This window comes from Microcoleus sp. B3-D7, from assembly GCF_036705305.1.
Lineage (GTDB): Bacteria > Cyanobacteriota > Cyanobacteriia > Cyanobacteriales > Microcoleaceae > Microcoleus.
This window is the reverse complement of sequence record NZ_JAUBUE010000001.1, coordinates 1-20869: the sequence shown is the minus strand read 5'-3', so window position 1 is coordinate 20869 and position 20869 is coordinate 1. Positions and strand designations below refer to the sequence as shown.

General features: G+C 47.6%; 13 protein-coding genes. 5 read left to right on the top strand and 8 right to left on the bottom strand.

The window, feature by feature from the left end; translation table 11 throughout:
- Nucleotides 1–307: 307 nt before the first annotated feature.
- From QUB25_RS00065 to QUB25_RS00035, 7 genes are all read right to left on the bottom strand, one after another.
- Complete coding sequence (locus tag QUB25_RS00065; RefSeq protein ID WP_333181369.1) at nt 308–4528, bottom strand: chemotaxis protein CheB; 4221 nt, start codon at nt 4526–4528, stop codon at nt 308–310.
- Nucleotides 4529–4761: 233 nt separating this feature from the next.
- On the bottom strand, nt 4762–6171 hold the full coding sequence (locus tag QUB25_RS00060; RefSeq protein ID WP_333181368.1) for an adenylate/guanylate cyclase domain-containing protein: 1410 nt from the start codon (nt 6169–6171) through the stop codon (nt 4762–4764).
- A gap of 528 nt (nt 6172–6699) precedes the next feature.
- Complete coding sequence (locus QUB25_RS00055; RefSeq protein ID WP_333064823.1) at nt 6700–7803, bottom strand: 30S ribosomal protein S1; 1104 nt, start codon at nt 7801–7803, stop codon at nt 6700–6702.
- 266 nt (nt 7804–8069) lie between these two features.
- Nucleotides 8070–8627 (bottom strand): transcriptional regulator NrdR, encoded by a 558-nt coding sequence (gene nrdR / locus QUB25_RS00050; protein WP_333064824.1) that lies wholly within the window; start codon nt 8625–8627, stop codon nt 8070–8072.
- Nucleotides 8628–8843: 216 nt separating this feature from the next.
- Nucleotides 8844–8939, bottom strand: a complete 96-nt coding sequence (locus tag QUB25_RS00045) for a photosystem II reaction center protein T (protein ID WP_006635641.1) — start codon at nt 8937–8939, stop codon at nt 8844–8846.
- A 143-nt stretch (nt 8940–9082) separates the two neighbouring features.
- On the bottom strand, nt 9083–10612 hold the full coding sequence (psbB, locus tag QUB25_RS00040) for a photosystem II chlorophyll-binding protein CP47 (RefSeq protein WP_333064826.1): 1530 nt from the start codon (nt 10610–10612) through the stop codon (nt 9083–9085).
- Nucleotides 10613–10810: 198 nt separating this feature from the next.
- Nucleotides 10811–11140: a hypothetical protein gene (locus QUB25_RS00035; protein WP_039887994.1), complete on the bottom strand. Its 330-nt coding sequence runs from the start codon at nt 11138–11140 to the stop codon at nt 10811–10813.
- A gap of 215 nt (nt 11141–11355) precedes the next feature.
- On the opposite strand from QUB25_RS00035, the gene QUB25_RS00030 reads away from it, so the two are divergent.
- Nucleotides 11356–11709 (top strand): XRE family transcriptional regulator, encoded by a 354-nt coding sequence (locus QUB25_RS00030; RefSeq protein WP_333181366.1) that lies wholly within the window; start codon nt 11356–11358, stop codon nt 11707–11709.
- 76 nt (nt 11710–11785) lie between these two features.
- Complete coding sequence (gene mnmG / locus QUB25_RS00025) at nt 11786–13702, top strand: tRNA uridine-5-carboxymethylaminomethyl(34) synthesis enzyme MnmG (protein ID WP_333181364.1); 1917 nt, start codon at nt 11786–11788, stop codon at nt 13700–13702.
- 680 nt (nt 13703–14382) lie between these two features.
- On the opposite strand, the gene glgP is transcribed toward mnmG, so the two are convergent.
- Nucleotides 14383–16941 carry an alpha-glucan family phosphorylase gene (glgP, locus tag QUB25_RS00020; protein WP_333064828.1) on the bottom strand — a complete coding sequence of 853 codons (2559 nt, stop codon included), beginning with the start codon at nt 16939–16941 and terminating at the stop codon, nt 14383–14385.
- A gap of 933 nt (nt 16942–17874) precedes the next feature.
- Between glgP and QUB25_RS00015 the strand changes: the two genes are divergently transcribed.
- The 3 genes from QUB25_RS00015 to QUB25_RS00005 all read left to right on the top strand — a co-directional run.
- Nucleotides 17875–18990, top strand: a complete 1116-nt coding sequence (locus QUB25_RS00015; protein ID WP_333181363.1) for an AraC family transcriptional regulator — start codon at nt 17875–17877, stop codon at nt 18988–18990.
- Nucleotides 18991–19151: 161 nt separating this feature from the next.
- The gene (locus QUB25_RS00010; protein WP_333181361.1) at nt 19152–20636 is read left to right on the top strand and encodes a TonB-dependent receptor plug domain-containing protein; all 1485 of its coding nucleotides are present in this window, start codon (nt 19152–19154) and stop codon (nt 20634–20636) included.
- On the top strand, nt 20630–20869 hold a 240-nt coding region (locus tag QUB25_RS00005), incomplete at its 3' end, for a transposase family protein (protein ID WP_333181359.1). The genes QUB25_RS00010 and QUB25_RS00005, both read left to right, overlap by 7 nt.

Genomic DNA, 20869 nt, shown 5'->3' with positions numbered 1-20869 from the left:
TAGCCTCGAAGTATGTCATGCGGACTACTCTAATTGCACCTTGAGTTGCTCGCATAGCGCAACCGTCTTAAGGATTAGGCGCAGTGTGAAGCGATTATACGATTTATGTATAAATACGGAATAAATCGGTTTTTTTATATTTTTGTGCCGACGATTTTTTTTGTAGAAAAACCAGGTTTCTACGTAATACCAATTTTTTATGAGGCCCCGTAGAATCCGATCCCCCCTAGCCCCCCTTAATAAGGGGGGACAAGATTTTAACTGCCTAATTTAATCTCAAACATCATCAATCAAAACTCCTAATCAATTAAGATCTTCCCGCTAAATTGGCAACTATTAATGCTATTTGATCGGGCGGGACAGGTTTGGAAATATGCATTTGAAAACCGGCTTGGATCGCTCTAGAGCGTTCTTTATCACTCGCATAAGCAGTCAGCGCAACGGCTGGGATTTCTCCTCCGGCTTCAGCAGCAAGAGCTCGCACTTCTCGAATTAAGAAATACCCATCATCCTTTGGCATTCCGATATCCGAGATTAGCACGTCATATCTGGCGGGGTTTTCCTTCATAGCAACGATCGCACTTCTGGCAGATTCCATCGTCGAAACCTCCGCCCCGTAGCTTTCGAGTACAAATTCTAAGAGTTCCCGCGTATCGATCTGATCGTCTACAACTAAAACGTGCAAGCCTTCGAGAGAGGGGACGACATGATTTGAGGGGTTTAAAGGCCCTACCAAAACAGTTGACTTTAAATCGATCGCCGATGTCAACTCTGGAGGCAACAATCGCAGCGGCAATCTCAGAGTCATTGTAGTTCCTTGTTCCTCACCCGGACTTTCGGCTTGTACAGTTCCCCCGTGCAATTCTACCAGGTGACGCACGATCGACAAACCCAATCCTAACCCTTGATTCCGCTTAGTGATGCTGGAATCGACTTGACGGAAACGATCGAAAATATACGGCAAACAGTCTGCCCGAATGCCTTTTCCCGTGTCGCTGATTTGAAGTTGAGCCTGATTTTCGATCGCCGACAGCGTGACTTCTACTCGTCCCCCCGCAGGAGTAAACTTAATGGCATTAGACAGAAGATTCCACACAACTTGTTGCAATCTATCAGCATCGCCTAAAACAGTTGCACCACTCAACTGGGAAACAACTTGAATATTTTTTGCCTCCGCTGATAATTGAACCCCATCCAGCGCAGCTTGCACCACCACAACCAGATCCATCAAACTGCTATTAAGAGCGAGCTTGCCGCTGGTAATCCTGGCAATATCCAGGATATCTTCGATTAACTGAGATTGCGTCCTAGCGCAGCGCTCGATCACTTCTAGAGCGCGATTAGCCGCTGCTTCGTTAAGCTGGCCGGAGCGCAGGATTTTTGCCCATCCCAGGATCGGAGTCAGGGGATTGCGGAGTTCGTGGGAGAGATTCGCGAGAAATTCATCTTTAGCACGGTTAGCACTTTCTGCTTGTTGGCGGGCCAACTGTTCCTGCTCCAATAACTGCGATCTTAGTATCTCCAACTGCTTGCGCTCGGTGATATCCTCGATCGACAACAGAATCATTAAAGCTTGGTCTTCTTGTTGAAGTTTATAAGCATTAAGCAGCATAGTTTTCTGCCCTATCTGCTCAAAAACGTGATCCAACTCAAAGTTTTTAAGCTGAACATCGCTAACGAGAATATCTTCCAATATCCATCGTAATTGGGGGATATTCCACTGCCCGTTTCCTAGCTCAAACAGCGAATATTGCGCTATTTCTGAGGATGAAACATGAAACGTTTTATAGAAGGCTCGATTTGCTTTATTCACTCGGAAATTAGCATCTAGCGTGACTAAAGGCGTTTGCACAGTTTCCACGATCGCCTCAGCATAATTTCGTGCTGCCTCTAAGGTTTTGGTACTGCGTTTGAGCGCGTCAATATCTATCAAAACCATGACCACACCGTCAATCTGGTTTTCCGTTGTCCGGTAAGGACGAATGCGGAGGTTGTACCAATATCCCGATAAAGTTTGAACTTCTTGTTCTTTCGTCTGGAGAGTATCAATCACCTCCAAAATCATCTGTTCCAAGTCGGGAGCGTTCAGAGTCGATCGGATGTCGCTAAAGGGTCGTCCCACATCTGTGGGAATCAGACTAAAAATTTGCGGTGCCGTTGGCGTAAAACGTCGAATCTGTAAATCGTTTGTCAGCATTAAGATAGGGATATTGATACTGGAAAGCAAATTTATCAGATCGTTATTGACGAGGCTTTGTTCAATATTTCGGCTGCGAAGTTCCTCGTTAGTAGTAGTAAGTTCCTCATTAGTGGCTTGAATCTCTTCTTTGGCAGTTTCTAACTCCTCATTGGTGCTTTGCAACTCCTCGTTGCTCGATAGGATTTCTTCGTTCGCAACTTTGAGGTCTTGGTTGAGACTTTCCTGAGCCTGGATTACCGCTTGCAGTTGGGCTTGAGCGGCATTTTTTTCTTGGTTAGCGACTGCAAGTTGCTGCCTCTGCAGCTCAATTTCGCGCACTAAATCAGCTTGCTCGAAGCTTTTAGAAGGGAGGGTGCTGAAGTTAAGCACCGGCGGTAAACCCTCTTCAAATACCACCAAAAAGTAGCGTCCTTCGACTGCCTGTGGCGGGAAGGGCATCACCTCAAAATTGACGAGACTCGATCGTCCGCCCGATTCAAGCAATACCCCTTCTTTCCTAATGGTTACGTTCTGCGTTTGTGCCTGATAAATCGCGGTGCGAAGCTCAACCAGCAAGCCTGCCCTTGCCATAGCCAGCAAGTTTAAGTCGAGCGTTTCGGCTACCACTCTCAAGTAAGGATCGATGTCTCCCCGCAGTTGGATGATTTTCATCTGCTCGTTGACTACCACACTTGGTGGGGAATAGCGATTCAAAATCAGTTGGTCAGTTGCTCGCTGTAAGTCAAAGCTATTCATTAATTTTTCTTCATTCGCTCCCTGCTGTTGAGCAGCTTTAGCGACGGGATAGGAACTCGGCGTAAACGAAAAAGTGGGACGACTCGCAGTCAAATTTTTCGCATAAACTTTACACTTTTTATCCACTGAAGTAAACAAGTAGGAAAATTCTCCGGTACTCTCAGAAGTGCCTAACAGGAGAAAGCCCGTTGGGTTAAGACTGTAATGGAAAATCGGCATCACTTTTTTTTGTAATGACTCTCCCAAGTAGATCAGCACATTGCGACAGCTAACTAAATCGAGATTGGAAAAAGGCGGGTCGCTGCCTAAGTCTTGTCGGGCAAATATACAGAGTTCGCGGACTGCCTTGCTGATTCTATAGCTACCTTCCTCTTGGGCAATAAAGAAGCGAGTACGTCGCTCTGGTGAAACATCTACCATCTGGTTTTCTGAGTAGAGGCCAGACCTCGCTTTGCCGATCGCCTGTTCGCCAATGTCCGTGGCAAAAATCTGGATCGGTGGCTGGATAGCTCGATCGCCCAAAAACTCTAACAAGCAAATGGCGATCGAATAAACTTCTTCACCTGTCGAACATCCCGCCACCCAAATCCGAATCGGAGTTTCGGCCGATTTATTTTGGCTGATCGTGGGGAAAACTAGCTCTTTTAACTTTTCAAAGGCTTCCGGGTCACGGAAGAAACTGGTAACGTGGATCAAGATTTCTTCATATAAAGCTTTGACTTCAGCCGAATTGTGTCGGAGGTGTTGGGCGTAATCATCCAAGCTATCGAGCTTGTACAACACCATCCGCCGCTGGATGCGTCGAGCGAGCGTCGTGGGTTTGTAGTGGCTGAAATCTACGCCGGTGGTCGATTTTAGCAGCGCAAAAATACTTGCCAAGGCCTCTCCCTCTTCGGGCGATTCCTCAACTTTTCTTAGGTGAAGCGAACCAGTGAGAAGGGGATTGCGACTATAGTTTGCCAATTCCTCGGCAATTTTTTCCGGTGGCAGAACGAAATCGACATTGCCTGTGGCAACAGCGGTAATCGGCATACTATCGAATTTTGCCGTGCCTTGACATTGAGCAAAAGTCATGCCTCCTGCTGCTTTGATGGCGTTGAGCCCGAGTGAACCGTCTCCGTCTCCCCCGGATAATACTACGGCGATTGCTTTGTGTCCGCGATCGACTGCTAATGAGGTAAAAAACGCATCTCCCGGCATATATTTGCCATAAATCTTCTCGCGGGGTGATAGTTTCAGCGCGCCGTTAGATAGCACCATCTTGGTGTTGGGCGGAATAACGTAGACTTGATTTGGCTCTACAGCTATGCCGTCTTTTACCTCATTAACAGGCATTTGCGTCGTTCTCGCGAGAATCTCGCTCAGCAGACTTTTGTGATCGGGGGCTAAATGCTGAATCAGCACAAACGCCATACCCGTATCGCTCGGTAAATGGCTCAGTAACTGGGTGAATGCTTCCAACCCTCCTGCTGAGGCGGCAATCCCAACTATGGGAAAGGGGGCATCGGTTTTTGCTGCTGATTGTTCGATGTCGAGGGCGGGTGGTGCGATCGATTCGGGTGTATTTTCTGGAGATAATTGAGGAGAAGTCATGATGTGAAGTCCTCGACTTCAGTTATTGAGCCGCCAACATATCTGGTAAGCGTGCGGCTGATTAATTCAGACTATTTTTATCAGAGCTTAGGTTGCCATTATAACGGCAGTCGCTTCAGGATGAGCTAAACTTTTGCAGCCATGCTCTGAGGGCGATCGAAGCACTCTATCTGCTGGCGGGACGATCGCAACGAGAGGCTGGCAATAACTAAGTAGTATATCTGCTTACCTACTTAGCTTCTTTCACCGACCACTGTAGCCGACAGCGCGATTACTGATTCCGTATTAATTCTAGCAGTATAAGCGACTTGCGCCCCTTGTATCCCTTTTAAATCTTCAACTCGTTTGTGAATTTCGGACACTCCAGCAGCTTTTAATGCTGTCAAAAATGCTTGGTCGCTGTAAACATCTTCGGAAAACGAAACTTCGTCACTTTTAGAAAGATTTTGAAGGCGGGCGGCTTTGTTGACTGTGGAGCCAAAATAGTCGATCGAATTATTGAGATTTACGAGCAAAGCCGTACCTCGGTGAATGCCAATTCTGACTTGAACCCACTCTGCTTGCGGGCGAGTTAAATTGTACTCTCTGAAACAAGCCACAGCACCGACTGCTGCCTGAATTGCTTGTTCGTTGCTGATAAAGGAAGCCATGACGGCATCGCCGATTGTTTTAATGACTTTACCGCCAAATTTCTCGATCGAGTCAAAGAAAATTTCAAAATGGTCGCGCACAATATTGTAAGCTTTAGTATCTCCCAGTGTTTCGTACATTCTGGTAGAACCGGTAATATCAGTAAACATAATAGTAATCGCCCGAATCTTGACTCGCTCTCTTTCCGATATTACTTGATCGCCGAACAAACGCTTATAATCCGGGTGATGAAGCAGTTGCATTCCTGACAGCCGCAGGGGCAGTTGTTCTACTGTAAATTCATCGGGCAATTCATCTGAATGCAAAATCAAACCGGACAAATTGTGTTCGGTATTAGTCAATTCGAGCTTAACTTTTCCCGGACGCACGGCCAGCTCTTTTTTGTCAAAATCTGGGCCGGCTAACTGCTTGAGTTTAATTTCTTGTATGGCTTCTGTTTCTTCGCCTTCAACCTTTAAAATCCCTTTAGCTAAAGTCAGGGGACAACAGTAGCGGTATCTACCTTCTTCTAAGGTGACAATCTCGGATTCAGTGCAGTATAAAGGCGTTACCAGTTGCAGTTTGCTCTGGAGTACGGGAGGGGGAGCGCAGACGGGCCGCAGTTGCGGGTCTTCGATTTCTTTGTTTAGGGAAAAAGTAACTTCGACGCGATCGAGCAAATCAATTTTAAACTCGCGCTCGCACATCGGGCAAAAAGACATTTCTGATGTGTCTGCCAAGTCTTTAAATTCTTCTGTAATCATGTTGCAGTGGGGACAGTGAATATCCCAGTGCAAGTCGAAGGCGCCGGCTTTTACTCCGTGCAGAAATTCCGAAGTAATTCTTTTAATATTCTTGACTGTATCCCCTGCGACGTAGTAGGGGTTAATTCTCAATCTCTGCAAAATGTGGGAACCGATTAACCATTTTTCTATTTGGTCGATCGTTCCTTTGCTAGCATTGGGACGTTTTTTGAGCTGTTCTAATTTTTCTTTTAATAGTGCGATGTTCATGATCCACTTGCCTTTGAGCGTCAGGGCAAGAAATTTATAATAATTTGGTTGTCTACTTTTCTCGTCTGCTTGGTTCTGGCGTGAGAATTCTGATGAGTTTGCACCTGTGCGGATATCTCTTGCCTTTATAAATCTTAACAAATTAGCACCATGAAGGCCATGCCTATTTAGGCAGATCGATCGCGCTGTCACTTCTTTTAATTCAAAGTGCGATCGGTGCATCGGTCTACAGTAATATCTTAAATCTCGGTAATTAAGAATCGGCAATTGGCAATTGGGAATTGGGAATTGGGAATTGTCAACCACCCAGCAGCTACTAATGACTAATGACTAATGACGAATATCAATTCCCGCTGCCTCGGAATGATATCAAATCCGCGCTTCATCGTAGGGCGTAAAGTCGTATCAAGCTGCCCACAAATAATTCGCGCAATTTTCATTTTTTTGACTCACAGTCAACAGTCACAGAGCGATATAAATAAAAAAAAAGAGGGAATTTTCCCTCTTTTAATCACACTAACTGTGATGTTATTCTTCCGTCGCAGGAGGGATTTCTTCCTCTACATCTAATACTGCTTCGGGTGCTGCTTCGGGTGCTGCTTCAGGTGCTGCTTCCAGTGCTACTTCCGGCAGATCCTCTTCCATTGCTGAGGGTACATCTTCGAGTATTTCGTCGGAGAGGTCATCACCATCGATGGAGTCTACAGGAATGTCTATGCCTGCTTTAGCTTGCTTTTGAGCCAGCATTTTCTCGCGGAACTTAGCTGCCATTTCCTCAGCTTTTTCGTATACCAATTCGCGATTTTTGACCATCGCGCCCGGTTCCGGTTCCAACTGCTTGGTGGAGAGAGAAATCCGGCCCCTCTCGGCATCCAAGTCAATGATCATCACTTTCACTTCGTCGTTGACATTGAAGACGCTATGAGGCGTATCGATGTGATCGTGTGAAATTTCCGAGATGTGCAGCAAGCCGCTGACGCCGCCGATGTCGATAAAGGCACCGTAAGGCTTGATACCGCGTACTGTACCGATGACGACTTCCCCGACTTCGAGGCGGTTCATCTTGCGCTCAACTAAGGCGCGACGATGACTCAACACTAGGCGGTTGCGGTCTTCGTCTACCTCTAAGAATTTTAATGGTAATTCTTCGGCGACTAATTCTTCCTTCGGTTTGCGGGTACTGATGTGAGAACCGGGAATAAAGCCTCGCAAGCCTTCTATTCTCACGAGTGCGCCGCCGCGGTTGGTGGCAAATACTTGCGATCGTACTGTGGCATCTTCTGCTTGCAGTTGTCGCACTCTTTCCCACGCCCGCATATACTCGATGCGCCGAATGGACAGGGTTAATTGTCCGTCTTCATTTTCATCGGTTAGAATGAAAAATTCTCTGGTTTCGTTTGATTGCAATACCTCTTCTGGGCTTTCGACTCGATTGATCGACATTTCCTGAATGGGAATGTACGCTGCTGTTTTAGCACCGATATCAATCAGAGCGCCCCTCGGTTCTATACTAAAAACTGTACCCGCTACTACATCGCCCGGGCTAAAGTGATAGTCATATTTATCAAGTAGGGCTGCAAAATCTTCGTGAGTAAAGCCGATGTCTTTGACTGTGGTTTTGAGATTGACCATGCGAATAGTTTCCTAGGATTTCTCTCCTTCATGTTTTTCGTTTGTGCCGGCAGATATTCGAGATTTTGGTGAAAAAGCGATTAACTTTTTTCAAAATCTTTTACTAAAGTCAGTTTTTGCTAACTTTTGCCAGGTGCAACTGCACACCAGCGCTTGCCATTACTGTTACTCCATACTCTGTGTTAAAACGTTTAATCTTAACATTCCGAGTCAAGTAGACTATTATAACTTACACGCATACTGGTTTAAAATTAATTTAAGCGAGCTTAGCTGGGAGTAGCGCAGGATGCTGGGCTTTCTCGATCGACTGCTTCGGCATCCGGCAAATCTGCGTCAAAATTTGTCCCCGTTTCTGTAACTTCAGCTTCGTTGAGGGGATTCTGAAGGTGATTTAGAGTATCTACAAAATCTCGGATGCCTCGAAATTGCCGATATACGGAGGCAAAACGGACATAAGCAACTTCACTGAGCGGGCGCAGGTGCAACAGCACCAGTTCCCCTATTTCTGAACTGGCGATTTCTCGGAGCGATCGACCTTGGAGTTGCGCCTCAATTTCTTCTGCCAGAGTTTCTAGATGCCCGGAAGACAAACCTGTTTTTTCGCAGGCCCGAATCAATCCCCTAACTAATTTTGACCTATCAAAAGATTCGCGCTTGCCGTCCCGCTTGATCACCGTAATCGGCACAAATTCTATGCGTTCGTAAGTTGTGAAGCGGTGCTGGCAGCTCAAACACTCACGCCGCCGACGGATGCTTTGACCTGATTCGGCTGAACGCGATTCTAGAACGCGACTATTTGTGTGTTGGCAGGAGGAACAGCGCATGATTGCTGAGTTTAACAGACATTGCCAGCAAATTGCCATTCATCTAACCGCCTGGGGTCTGATGAATGGCTGGACTAGAAAAATAACTTAGCAAACAGCGGTAAAATCGTCCCGCACCAAATTCGTTAGCGCAGCCCTCGAAGAGGATCACTTATGATGCGGGCTAACCGCAGTCCGGTTCAGGATATTTTGGACTTGCCGCAGGCGTATAGCTAATTATTTGCCAATCCGGGGAGGTTCCCGAAAGGCGATCGCAAAAAATAGTACGCCTATGGCTAAAGCCAGAATCAAAATGTAAGCAACACTTTCCATGTTAAATTTTCCCTATCTTCCCTTGCCGTATTATTTTATCTTAATTGTTGGTTTTATTATTAACTAAAAAAACCCGGTTTCTTCAAGAAACCGGGTTTTTGTGTAGCGGGGAAGTTTCCCCTCTACCCAGAGGCTGGCGAAATTTAGAGAGGTTCTTGTCTTCTGGTGGTCACGTCGCCCAGTTTTTGGAACAGGCCCCACTCGACTTGTTCTTCCAGGTCAGCCTCAACTCCAGCAAACACGTCGCGGAAGATTGTCCGAGAACCGTGCCAGATATGGCCGAAGAAGAATAGCAAAGCAAAGCAAACGTGTCCGAAAGTGAACCAACCGCGAGTCGAAGTGCGGAACACCCCGTCAGAGTTCAAGGTTTCGCGATCGAATTCAAATACTTCACCTTTTTGAGCAGCGCGAGCAAACTGCTTAACATCTAGAGGATTATTAAAGGTTTGACCGTTAAGTTCGCCGCCGTAGAAGCTGACGGTAACTCCGCTTTGTTCAAAGCTGTATTTTGATTCAGCACGGCGGAAGGGGATGTCAGCACGAACGACCCCATCTTTGTCCGTCAAAATTACTGGGAAAGTTTCAAAGAAGTTGGGGAGACGGCGAACCGACAATACCCGACCTTCGCTGTCAGTAAATACTGGATGGCCCAGCCAAGATTTAGCAATACCGTCGCCATTGACCATCGCGCCGGCCCGGAACAAACCGCCTTTAGCAGGAGAGTTGCCCACGTAGTCGTAGAAAGCCAGTTTTTCGGGAATTTGTTCGTAAGCTTCTTGGAAGCTTTGGCCACCGGCCAAGCTAGCTTGAGCTCTGCGATCGATTTCTTGTTGGAAATAGCCACTGTCCCACTGATAGCGAGTCGGGCCAAAAAGTTCGATCGGAGTTGCAGCAGAACCGTACCACATCGTACCCGCAACCACAAAGGCTGCAAAGAACACGGCAGCGATACTGCTAGAAAGTACAGTTTCGATATTCCCCATCCGCAGGGCTTTGTAAAGACGTTCCGGCGGCCGCACTGTCAAGTGGAACAAACCGGCAATTACGCCGACTACGCCCGCTGCAATGTGGTGAGCCACGATGCCGCCCGGATTGAACGGATCGAAGCCTTCAGGGCCCCAAGAAGGCGCCACTGGCTGGACGTGACCGGTCAAGCCGTAAGGGTCGGACACCCACATTCCCGGGCCAAAAAGTCCCGAAAGGTGAAATGCGCCGAAGCCGAAGCAGAGCAAGCCGGAGAGGAACAGGTGAATGCCAAACATTTTTGGCAAGTCGAGGGCTGGTTCACCGGTGCGAGGGTCTCTGAAAAGTTCTAAGTCCCAGAATACCCAGTGCCAAACTGCTGCTAAGAACAGCAGGCCCGAGAGGACGATGTGAGCGACGGCGACGCCTTCAAAGGACCAGAAGCCCGGATCGACGTTACCTTCGCCAGTGATGCTCCAACCGCCCCAAGAACCCGTAACTCCCAAGCGAGTCATGAAGGGCAACACGAACATCCCTTGACGCCACATCGGGTTCAGAACTGGGTCTGTGGGATCAAAAACTGCTAGTTCATAAAGGGCCATTGAGCCGGCCCAACCTGCCACGAGGGCTGTGTGCATTAAGTGTACAGAAATCAATCGGCCTGGGTCATTTAAGACGACTGTGTGTACGCGATACCAGGGTAGTCCCATTGACTGCGGTTCTCCAAGGTGTAAGTGATGATGTCTATTTTTACGGAAAAATCAGATTCTGAATCCCCAGCAGTTACCTGCTGGGTTTAAACTCTGCCTTTTGCCGACTGCCATCTACCTTCAAAGGTGGAGGCATAAAAATGAAAGTTATTTAAAGAAGTGTATCGAGTGTTAGAACCGATTGCAATATGTTGAGCATTACATTAGTTGCGGGTTGCCCATTTCGCAGCGGGCGGCGATCGTCCCGAGGCGTTCGAGGACTTGCTCGGCATCGATCAGTCTGGTGAGGGTAACGTTGCCGATATTTTTGGCAGGATCGGCGGGATCGGGACGGACTGCTGGTTGGACTTCTACCATAAGTACGGCGTCTTCTACCCGGTAGAGCCACATTTTTTCGTTGCGATCGGAAAGACAGAGGTTGAGCTGTTGGATGTCCGGCGCCCGCCTCCAGGCGGCGTGACTCCACTCGCCACCTACCCCCCAGACGCGCCCTACTTTCCAGCCGTCAGATAAGAAGAAGTATTTCACTTGTGTACGCTTGTTGAGATTTTTTTGTCTAACATAGCGCAAAACTGCAATTGTACGGAATGATTGAACTGCGAAGACGCGAAGGGTGCAGATAAATATTGTTATTCGATCGACTATTGCCTATAATATGCTATGTAAGGCATAATTTACTCAAATTAAGATAGCAGATAGTAGATTTACCGGTCATTTGAATAAATTAATGGGGCCAGAAACAGATGACAATTAGCCTGAAGACTATTATGGAGAATTTGCCTCCCGAACAACGAGCAATAGTCGAAAAGCGATCGGTTGAATTAATGGCTGAAGAAATGACATTGCAAGACTTACGAAAAGCAAGGAAATTGACTCAGATTCGCATGGCAGAATTATTAAATATGCGTCAAGAAAATGTCTCGCGGCTCGAACGCCGTGCGGATTTGTTGGTATCTACTTTGCAAAGTTATATCGCGGCAATGGGTGGGGAGTTGTCATTTGTCGTAGAATTCAAAGATCGACCCCCCGTAAAAATTACTGGATTAACATCGATGTTTGAAGAAAACAGCTACACTAAGGGAGAGGAAGAGTTTTAATTAAGGAAACTAAAACCTAATTTTGCCAGATGTCTATTATTCAATCTAAAATCTAAAATCTAAAATCTAAAATCGAATGACCGCACAAACTCCAGTACAATTCCAAGACAGTTTCGACATCATCGTAGTAGGTGGCGGACACTCCGGCTGCGAAGCCGCCCTCGCCACTTCTCGCCTCGGCTGTCGCACCCTTCTCCTCACCCTCAACCTCGACAAAATTGCGTGGCAACCTTGCAATCCTGCTGTCGGCGGCCCGGCTAAAACCCAACTTACTAACGAAGTTGATGCGTTAGGCGGGGAAATTGGCAAAATGGCCGATCGCACCTATTTACAAAAGCGCGTCCTTAACGCTTCGAGAGGCCCCGCAGTGTGGGCCCTGCGAGCACAAACTGACAAGCGGGAATACGCCGCTGTAATGAATAATATTGTCGAAAATCAAGAAAATTTAACCATCCGGGAAGCGATGGTAACAGACTTAGTTTTGGGCAAAAACGAAGAAGTAATCGGAGTAGAAACATACTTCGGCGTCGCTTTTGAATGCAAAGCAGTAATTCTGACTACAGGCACTTTTTTAGGTGGCACGATTTGGGTGGGCAATAAGTCGATGCCCGCCGGACGTGCGGGAGAATTTGCCGCCGTTGGCTTGACGGAAACTCTCAATCGTTTGGGCTTTGAAACAGGCAGGTTAAAAACAGGAACTCCGGCAAGAGTTGACAAGCGTACTCTGGATTATACCAACCTAGAACCGCAGCCGGGAGATGCAGAGGTTCGCTGGTTTAGTTTCGATCCAGAAGTTTGGATCGAACGGGAACAAATGCCTTGTTATTTGACTCGAACTACGCCAGCTACTCATCAGTTAATTAGAGACAACTTGCATCTTTCTCCAGTCTACGGCGGCTGGGTTGATGCTAAGGGACCGCGCTATTGTCCGAGTATTGAAGATAAGATTGTACGGTTTGCCGATAAGGAAAGTCACCAGATTTTTATTGAACCGGAAGGTAGAGATATTCCTGAACTTTATATCCAAGGTTTTTCTACTGGTTTACCAGAAAATTTGCAATTGCAAATGCTGCGGACTCTTCCGGGTTTGGAAAAGTGCGAGATGATGCGCCCTGCTTATGCTGTGGAGTACGATTATTTGCCGGCTACTCAGTGCTTTCCAACGCTGATGACTAAGAAGATTGAAGGGCTGTTTTGCGCGGGTCAGGTGAACGGTACAACTGGATATGAGGAGGCGGCTGCACAGGGGCTCGTAGCGGGGATTAATGCAGCCAGGTTTGCGAAAAATCAGGAGATGATTGTGTTTCCTCGCGAGCAAAGTTATATCGGCACTTTGATCGATGATTTGTGTACGAAGGATTTGCGGGAACCTTACCGGATGTTGACTTCGCGATCGGAATATCGGCTATTATTGCGATCGGACAATGCTGACCAACGCTTGACGCCGCTAGGACGGGAAATTGGTTTGATTGACGATCGCCGGTGGGAGTTGTTCGATCGCAAACAAGCTAATATTGTGGCAGAGAAGGAACGCTTGTACTCGACGCGGGTGAAAGAGCACGAGGAAGTAGGCAAGGCAATTTTTGCAGACACTCAACAAGCGATTAAAGGTTCAATTACTCTGGCTGATTTGTTGCGTCGTCCTGGCTTTCATTATGTGGATTTGGAACGCTACAACTTAGGCAATTCTAGTCTGAAGTTGGCTGAGAAAGATGGTGCAGAAATTGACATCAAATATTCCGGCTACCTGCAAAGACAGCAAAATCAAATCGATGACATTGCCAAACACGAACGCCGACAATTGCCCGCAGATTTAGATTACATGGCAATTACAACTCTCTCCAAAGAATCGCGGGAAAAGTTGGCTAAGGTGAAACCGCTGACTATTGGCCAAGCTGCCCGAATTGGTGGGGTAAATCCGGCTGATGTTAATGCTTTGTTGATTTTTCTGGAAGTGCGAAACCGTCAGCAGCCAGCGGGTGTTGCTAAATAACCTCAACTAGAGGTGTATCAAGGCTTCCTTCAATTTTATGAAATCGCAGTGTGAAAAAGTGTGACTCTTGTGGAACCACTATTTTGTTCGGCGGATTTCATATTGAGGGATATAGATTCTGGGCTTTGCTGAGTCACGGTATGAATCAACTTTTCGCTTGATGTTACAAAACTCACCCGGCTGGGCTTATAAAAATTCCGAAATTTTGAATTTATACCTGTATTCAGCAAAGCCACAAAAAAGGAAAACGGGCAGAATCTCAACTCTAATTAATGAAATTTTGCCCGTATATTGTAGATATTGATCAATCCTCGAACCAAGTCGGAATTTCGCAAACATCCTGCATAAAAATCAGCGTTCATCCGTGGTTCAAACCTCCCCGAAATTTCCACCAGTTTTGCCACCCTCAAAGCCTTAGAAGACCAGCGAGATTCCTTGCTGTACGCTTATATACGCGGTCACTGGTGGTACTAGGAAATAGAGCGGAGTTTGGTATTGGGCGATCATTGCACAACCGGCTACATAGTCATCCCCCAAGGAAGATAAGCAGAGAGGGAGTGGGAGAGTGGGAGAGTGGGAGAGGGGGAGAATAGGTAAAATCTTCCTGATTCCTGATTCCCTCTTCCTTCCATCCGTTACATCCGTTACATCCGTCGAGCGAATCCGTTGCCGAACTTCCTTTAATGTGCCCAGAGAATCACGCCAGCTTCATAAGGACTGCTGAGATTATCGTGCTTCGGCAAAACCCGCAACGACAAACCTTGCAAACCACTAGAAGTATAAGTAATGTCAGCCGTATAAAGGCTAGCATTGTTAGAATCTTCTCCCAAATACTCCATCACCACCGGCACGCCACCAATGATATCGCCGTTAGCATCAACGGAGCCTTGATAAAGTTCAACTTGCACGTCCGCAGGCGTCAATCCCATCAGATTAATCCGAGATTTAACAGAGATCGACTGATTGACCTTAACTTCCTTATCCTGGGAAATATCAACAGCCTCAATCTTAATATCCTTCCACTTCGCGAGAACGTGCTTCTTCCAGTGAGACAACTCCTTGGCGGGAGCGCAATTATCCGAAGTCATGGTATGGTAGCGATCGCTCACTGGGAAATATGCCCGCCGCGCGTAATCCTTCACCATCCGAGCAGTATTGAACAAAGGACAATTCAAGCGAATCGAATCCTTCATTTTCTCCGTCCAACCGCGGGGAATTCCATCAGCATCCCGGTTGTAAAACAGCGGTACAACTTCTTTTTCCATCAAGTCGTACAAAGCATTCGCCTCGACCTCATCCTGATACTTAGTATCTTCGTAAAACTCCCCATGTCCGATCGGCCAACCGGTACGAACATAATCAGCCTCATCCCACCATCCGTCAAGAATGCTCAGATTCGGCAAACCATTCATCGAAGCTTTCATCCCGGAAGTACCGGAAGCTTCACGCGGGCGGCGTGGCGTATTCAGCCACACATCACATCCAGAAACCATCATCCGAGCAACGTTAATGTCGTAGTTCGGTAAAAACACCATCGAGCTCATCGTCTCGTGCTCGCGGATGAAGTGAACGATATCCCGAATCAATTCTTTACCCGGAATATCCATCGGGTGAGCCTTCCCAGCAATCACAAACTGCACCGGGCGATTTTGATCGCGCATGATCCGCATAATTCGATCGACATCGCGCAAAAATAGCGTCGCCCGCTTGTAAGTAGCAAAGCGACGGGCAAACCCGATCGTCAGCACCTTCGGATTGAGAGCTTCCCGCGCGTGTTCGATTTCCGTTTGGGCAGCACCGCGCTCGCGCAAAGTCTTTTGCAGCCACTCCCGCGCGAACACCACCAACTCCGATCGACAGCGTTCGTGATTGCGCCACAGTTCCTCATCAGGAATCGACGAAAGCCTGTCCCAGAGACGATCGTCCTTACCTGTCATTTCCCAGTCCGGGCCAAGGTATCGATCGTACAACTCCTGAGTAGACTTCGCCACACAACTGCGAGCGTGCACCCCGTTGGTAATTGAAGTAATCGGTACTTCTTCCTGCGGCAAACCCGGCCACAAACCCTGAAACATCGGGCGCGACACCACACCGTGCAAAGCCGCCACCCCGTTGACAAAACTCGACATTTTAATTGCCAAAATTGCCATATTCAGAGGTGCGGACAAATCCGCAGTATTCTCCCTGCCCAATCCTAAAAACTCATCTTGCGACAAGCCAAACATCTTGGGATACTGACTCAGATAGTGCATCACCATATCCGGCTCGAACAAGTCAAACCCAGCAGGTACCGGCGTGTGAGTCGTAAACATACTGCTCGAAACCACCACCTGTTCCGCTTCTACGAAACTCAGGTGATATTCCTCCATCAGCATCCGAATGCGTTCCAAAGCCATGAAAGCCGCGTGGCCTTCATTCATGTGATAAGCAGTAACTGTCAGCCCCAATGCCTTGAGCATTTTCACGCCGCCGATGCCCAGCATGATTTCTTGGTGCATCCGCAGAGTTTTATCACCGCCATACAGTTGGTCGCTAATATCTTGGTCGTAGCGGCTGTTAGGTTCAATATTTGTATCCATTAGGTACAAAGGAACCGTTCCCACTTGTACTCGCCAAATCCGGGCGTACACCTTGCGGCCGGGATAGTCTACCTCAATCCGCAATTCCGAACCGTCGGGATTGCGTTCTGGGTGCAGCGGCATATTGTAGAAATCGTTGAGCGGATAGCGTTCTTGCTGCCAGCCGTCGGCGTTGAGATACTGCGAAAAATAACCTTCTTGGTATAGCAAGCCGACACCGACTAAGGGCAAGCCCAAATCGCTAGCTGATTTGAGGTGGTCGCCTGCGAGCACGCCCAAACCGCCGGAATAGATGGGTAGGGCTTTAACTAAGCCGAATTCCATCGAAAAGTAAGCGTAGCATTCTTGCTGCTCGGTGCCGCGCTGTTTGCGGTACCAGGCGCGGTTTTTGAGATAATCGTCTAACTGCTGGGCTGCTCGGTTCATTTGGGCAATGAAGCCTTCGTCTTCTGCCATTTCTTGCAGTCGCTCTTGAGATATGGTTCCGAGCATCAGCACCGGGTTTTGGTTGCTGGAGTCCCAGAGGTCTCGATCGAGGCGGCGGAAGAGGTCTTTGGTATCGACGTTCCAGTCCCAGTGCAAGTTGTAGGCAAGCTTGCGTAGGGGTTCGAGAATTGTCGGTAGCGACGGGGAAACGTTAAATGTGCGAATTGGCTGCATAGACAAAGCCTTTATGTTGGGGTAGCGATATTTTCGTCTGTCTTTAGGTACAAGTCCGTTATTCTGCACACTATTTTAAGTTTTAACAAAACCGCCGGGAAGTCCCCACCTATAGGAATGTTAGGTGGGGACTTCCCGGCGAGTCAGGTCCAGCGGGGTTCGAGCGCTCGATCGATGTTCCTCCTCAAAAAGTTTTTCTCGCTTCAGTCGCCAGAGCTTATTAATATTAGTTCTTGATTAGATCGAGCCGACGACGAGATGTCAACTTAAGCCGAAAGGCTGTTCCAAGACTTAAGTCCGAAGCTTATAGCTCAAGTCCTCGCTACTTACAGCAGATTCCACGTTTATGAAGTAGACCCCGCCTATCGTTCGATCCTCGTAGGGACACGGCCGGACCCGTGTCCCTACTGCACTTCATAAACCTGGAATAGGCTGTATGAACAAACAAGTTGCATATTTACTTGACATTGGCAGCAGAGTTATTTTATTGTGAGCTAGTTACTGCAAAATATTCGCAATAAACTGCTGGCTTGTTGACCGCGACCCTTACTAATTGCGTAGCAGGCCAAAAATATTACCGGTGTGTGGTGTATCGGGCTGCAGCGTAATTATTAATAATGATGTATTTCATCCAGGCGATCGGGGCAAACTGAGTTCACCAATTAGTTTATTTTCTCTAATCTACTACGTGACTTGTGGCGGACGCATTTGGCCTCCGCCAACGATTTTAGAATGGTTGACCCAAATTGGGTTTACCAACCTTCGTAGCTCGAAGCAACTATTAGGTCTTTTAGTGACAGCAGAAAAACCGTAATCCTGGAATAAATTTCATGATTTCTATTCAAATTGATTTAGTGGTGTGTGAGGTTTAATTATGAAACGTTTTCATATAGCCTCTAGCCTTATAGCTTAGTAGGTAAAGGTTCTAAAGCGATGGCAGTTCTGTCTCCCCGGCACATGGGTGAATTCTTCGAGCGCAGCACCTCAGCAGGGCTGCAACTGTTTCATGCTGACTCCTCAGACATTATCTGGAGAATGCGGGACAGTGATGGGGATGGGTATGTGCAGGAAATTGAGTTGGGGGATGGACTCTGGCTGGTGATCGTTGACCATGAATTTAAACGCAACCTCCCCCTCAACAGTCAGATATACTGTACGTCTCTGGAGTTTGAATTCAATCTGACTGGAATGGATGCTGGCAGCAATTGTATCAAGCTGCACTTGGGCAATAGCGGCACCAATCGGGTAGAAGCCGGACCCCGGTGTTGTTTGGTCGAGGTGTTCATTACGCCACCCCGCTTAGATCGCTACTTCCAATGTTTCCTGGGACAAATGCCTCCACCCTTGCAACAACTATCACAGAGATTCTTTGAGCAGATTTATCTTTACACCTTTGGTCACGTTCCTCCTACTCCACAACTAGCAATAAGTGAGGTGTTGAGCCATACAACGATGCCATCAATGTTGCCAGCCGCATACAAAGCGAGAACGCAGGTGCTTTCCCCAGAGGCGCTTCATGAGTTGGGGCAGGTACTCGTAAGTCTGACCACTCCTGCGATGCAGAGGGTGTTAGGCCAAATTTTGGAGTGTTCCTATCAGGGTACCCTGCGGCAAATTTATTTAGAAGGCAAAGCATTGGAACTGGTGGCGCTGCGCTTGGAGCAAGTTGCCCTGGTGAGTCAACTGTCGGCTCGGGTGAATGTATTGCGATCGCCTGAGATTGAGAAAATTTGTGAGGCAAAGGATATTTTACTGCGTCGTCTCGATCGACCTCCTTCGCTGATTGAACTGGCACACCAGGTTGGAATGAATGACTGCACACTGAAGCGGGGCTTTCGTCAGGTGTTCGGCATGACAGCTATGAGCTGTTTGCATCATTACCGGATGGAACTGGCACAGCAATTGCTCACAATCGGTGAGATGAACGTGAATCAGGTGGCAAAAGCGATCGGCTATGCCAGCCGCAGTTCATTTTACACAGCGTTTCGGAAACAGTTTGGCGTCAGTCCTCATCAATATTTGACCCAAAACCGAAAAAGTTCCGTTTGAAGAACAAACAATTCCGTTTCGAGAACATTTGCCCTTCCAAAGCTGATGTAGTTTCCAGTAATCTAATTGAAAATTATTAGCAGTTAGCTGATTCTAAGAGGATCGCTCCCAATATGAGGTCTGCAAAATCTCTGGCTGTTTTAGAGTGAGGATTCGGTGGGATGAGTGCAACAAATAAGTGGTATCGATTGATTGGTGGTTTGGGGTTGGCAGGGCTGCTATGCCTGATGGCGACGCAGCCAGGGCAGGCAGGGGAGGAGTTGGAAGTCAAGCACGATACAGAAAACCTAGATCAAAAACCTAATTCTGACTTGACTGTTGCTCCAGAGTACGACCGCGATCGCCCCGATCGCCCTACTCCTAATATTGAACCGACAGCAGCACAGCCATTAGTGCCAACAGCCGAAATACCAAAAGTGGGCGAAATAGAACAACCCAGCACCAGCGCCCAAGGGCTATTGCGTCCGTCGGTACGGAGTTTTACAAGTTTGGACGAGACTGTGCAAATCTCTCAATCAGTCGTACAAGTAACAGGTGTGCGATTGAACACAATTGCAAGCGGTTTAGAGGTAATTCTAGAGACACCCGAAGGACAAGTGCTGCAAGCTACAACCAGAATCGAGGGGAAAAGCGCGATCGCGGACATCGAAAATGCCCAACTAGCACTACCGGAGGGTGGGGAATTTCGCGCCTCTAATCCCGATGAAGGAATTGAAGAGGTAACAGTAACTCAGTTGGATGGTAATCGCATCCGGGTGAGTGTAACAGGAATAAAAGCAGCACCGGAGGCTTCGGTAGTAAATAGCGATCGGGGTTTAGTTTTGGGCGTGACTCCCAGCGCAAAAGAAGACATTCAAATCATAGTAACAGCCAGACGAGCAACTCCCTATCGCATCCCCAATGCCTCCTCCGCCACCCGCACCGATACGCCAATTCGAGATATTCCTCAATCGATTCAAGTAGTACCTCAACAAGTGATCGAAGATCAACAAGTCACCCGCTTAGATGAAGCACTCCGCAACGTTAGCGGTGTCGCATTGGGATCAGATTTGACAGGCCGCGGCACCACATTCGGGCTTCGGGGTTTTGACAATGCCCCTGTCTTGCGAGATGGTTTCAGGCGATATGGTAATTATCAGTCTTTTCCAGAAGTCGCCAACCTCGATCGCGTTGAAGTTCTGAAAGGGCCAGCTTCAATTTTGTACGGCGAGATTCAACCAGGGGGTTTAATTAACTTAGTATCAAAACAACCGCTGTCAGAACCTTTATACGAAGCAGAACTGCAACTGGGAAACCGGAGTTTTGTCCGGCCCCGGTTTGACATCTCCGGCCCCTTAACCTCAGATCGAAGCCTGCTTTACCGCGTCAACGGATTGTACCAAACAAGTGATAGTTATCGGGGCTTTAACCAAGACAATCAGCGGTTCTTTATTGCACCGACGCTGACCTGGAAAATTAGCAATCGCGCCGACTTGACAGTTTCTCTGGAATACACCAACGATCGGGGTGCTGCTGATAATGGATTGCCTGCAATTGGCAATCGAGTGGTTGACGTTCCGCCCGATCGCGTTGGTGGCGAACCCGAGGATAGAACGGCTCTTCTGGGTTGGCGGTGGAAACTGTATAATATAGGAACTTTATGCTAGAGGCTAAGCTCATGGATTTCCATCTTGACGGATTACTCAATTTGCCACACATTACGATAGAAAGATGTATTAAAAATGATAGAAAAACAATTTTAAAAGTGGGTTTTTTGACGGATTATGCTACTTGTCCTCACTGTCAAAAGTCCACAGATGAAGTCCATCAGATTCGGACAATCTTGATTCGAGATTTACCGATTTCAGGTCAGTTAATCGAATTGGAAATTCCTCGTCGC

Coding starts and splice junctions, on each gene's coding strand:
- QUB25_RS00065 (WP_333181369.1), bottom strand. CDS start 4,528: ATGACTTCTCCTCAATTATCTCCAGAAAATACACCCGAATCGATCGCA.
- QUB25_RS00045 (WP_006635641.1), bottom strand. CDS start 8,939: ATGGAAAGTGTTGCTTACATTTTGATTCTGGCTTTAGCCATAGGCGTA.
- mnmG (WP_333181364.1), top strand. CDS start 11,786: ATGACCGCACAAACTCCAGTACAATTCCAAGACAGTTTCGACATCATC.
- QUB25_RS00030 (WP_333181366.1), top strand. CDS start 11,356: ATGACAATTAGCCTGAAGACTATTATGGAGAATTTGCCTCCCGAACAA.
- QUB25_RS00015 (WP_333181363.1), top strand. CDS start 17,875: ATGGCAGTTCTGTCTCCCCGGCACATGGGTGAATTCTTCGAGCGCAGC.
- nrdR (WP_333064824.1), bottom strand. CDS start 8,627: ATGCGCTGTTCCTCCTGCCAACACACAAATAGTCGCGTTCTAGAATCG.
- QUB25_RS00010 (WP_333181361.1), top strand. CDS start 19,152: ATGAGTGCAACAAATAAGTGGTATCGATTGATTGGTGGTTTGGGGTTG.
- glgP (WP_333064828.1), bottom strand. CDS start 16,941: ATGCAGCCAATTCGCACATTTAACGTTTCCCCGTCGCTACCGACAATT.
- QUB25_RS00060 (WP_333181368.1), bottom strand. CDS start 6,171: ATGAACATCGCACTATTAAAAGAAAAATTAGAACAGCTCAAAAAACGT.
- psbB (WP_333064826.1), bottom strand. CDS start 10,612: ATGGGACTACCCTGGTATCGCGTACACACAGTCGTCTTAAATGACCCA.
- QUB25_RS00055 (WP_333064823.1), bottom strand. CDS start 7,803: ATGGTCAATCTCAAAACCACAGTCAAAGACATCGGCTTTACTCACGAA.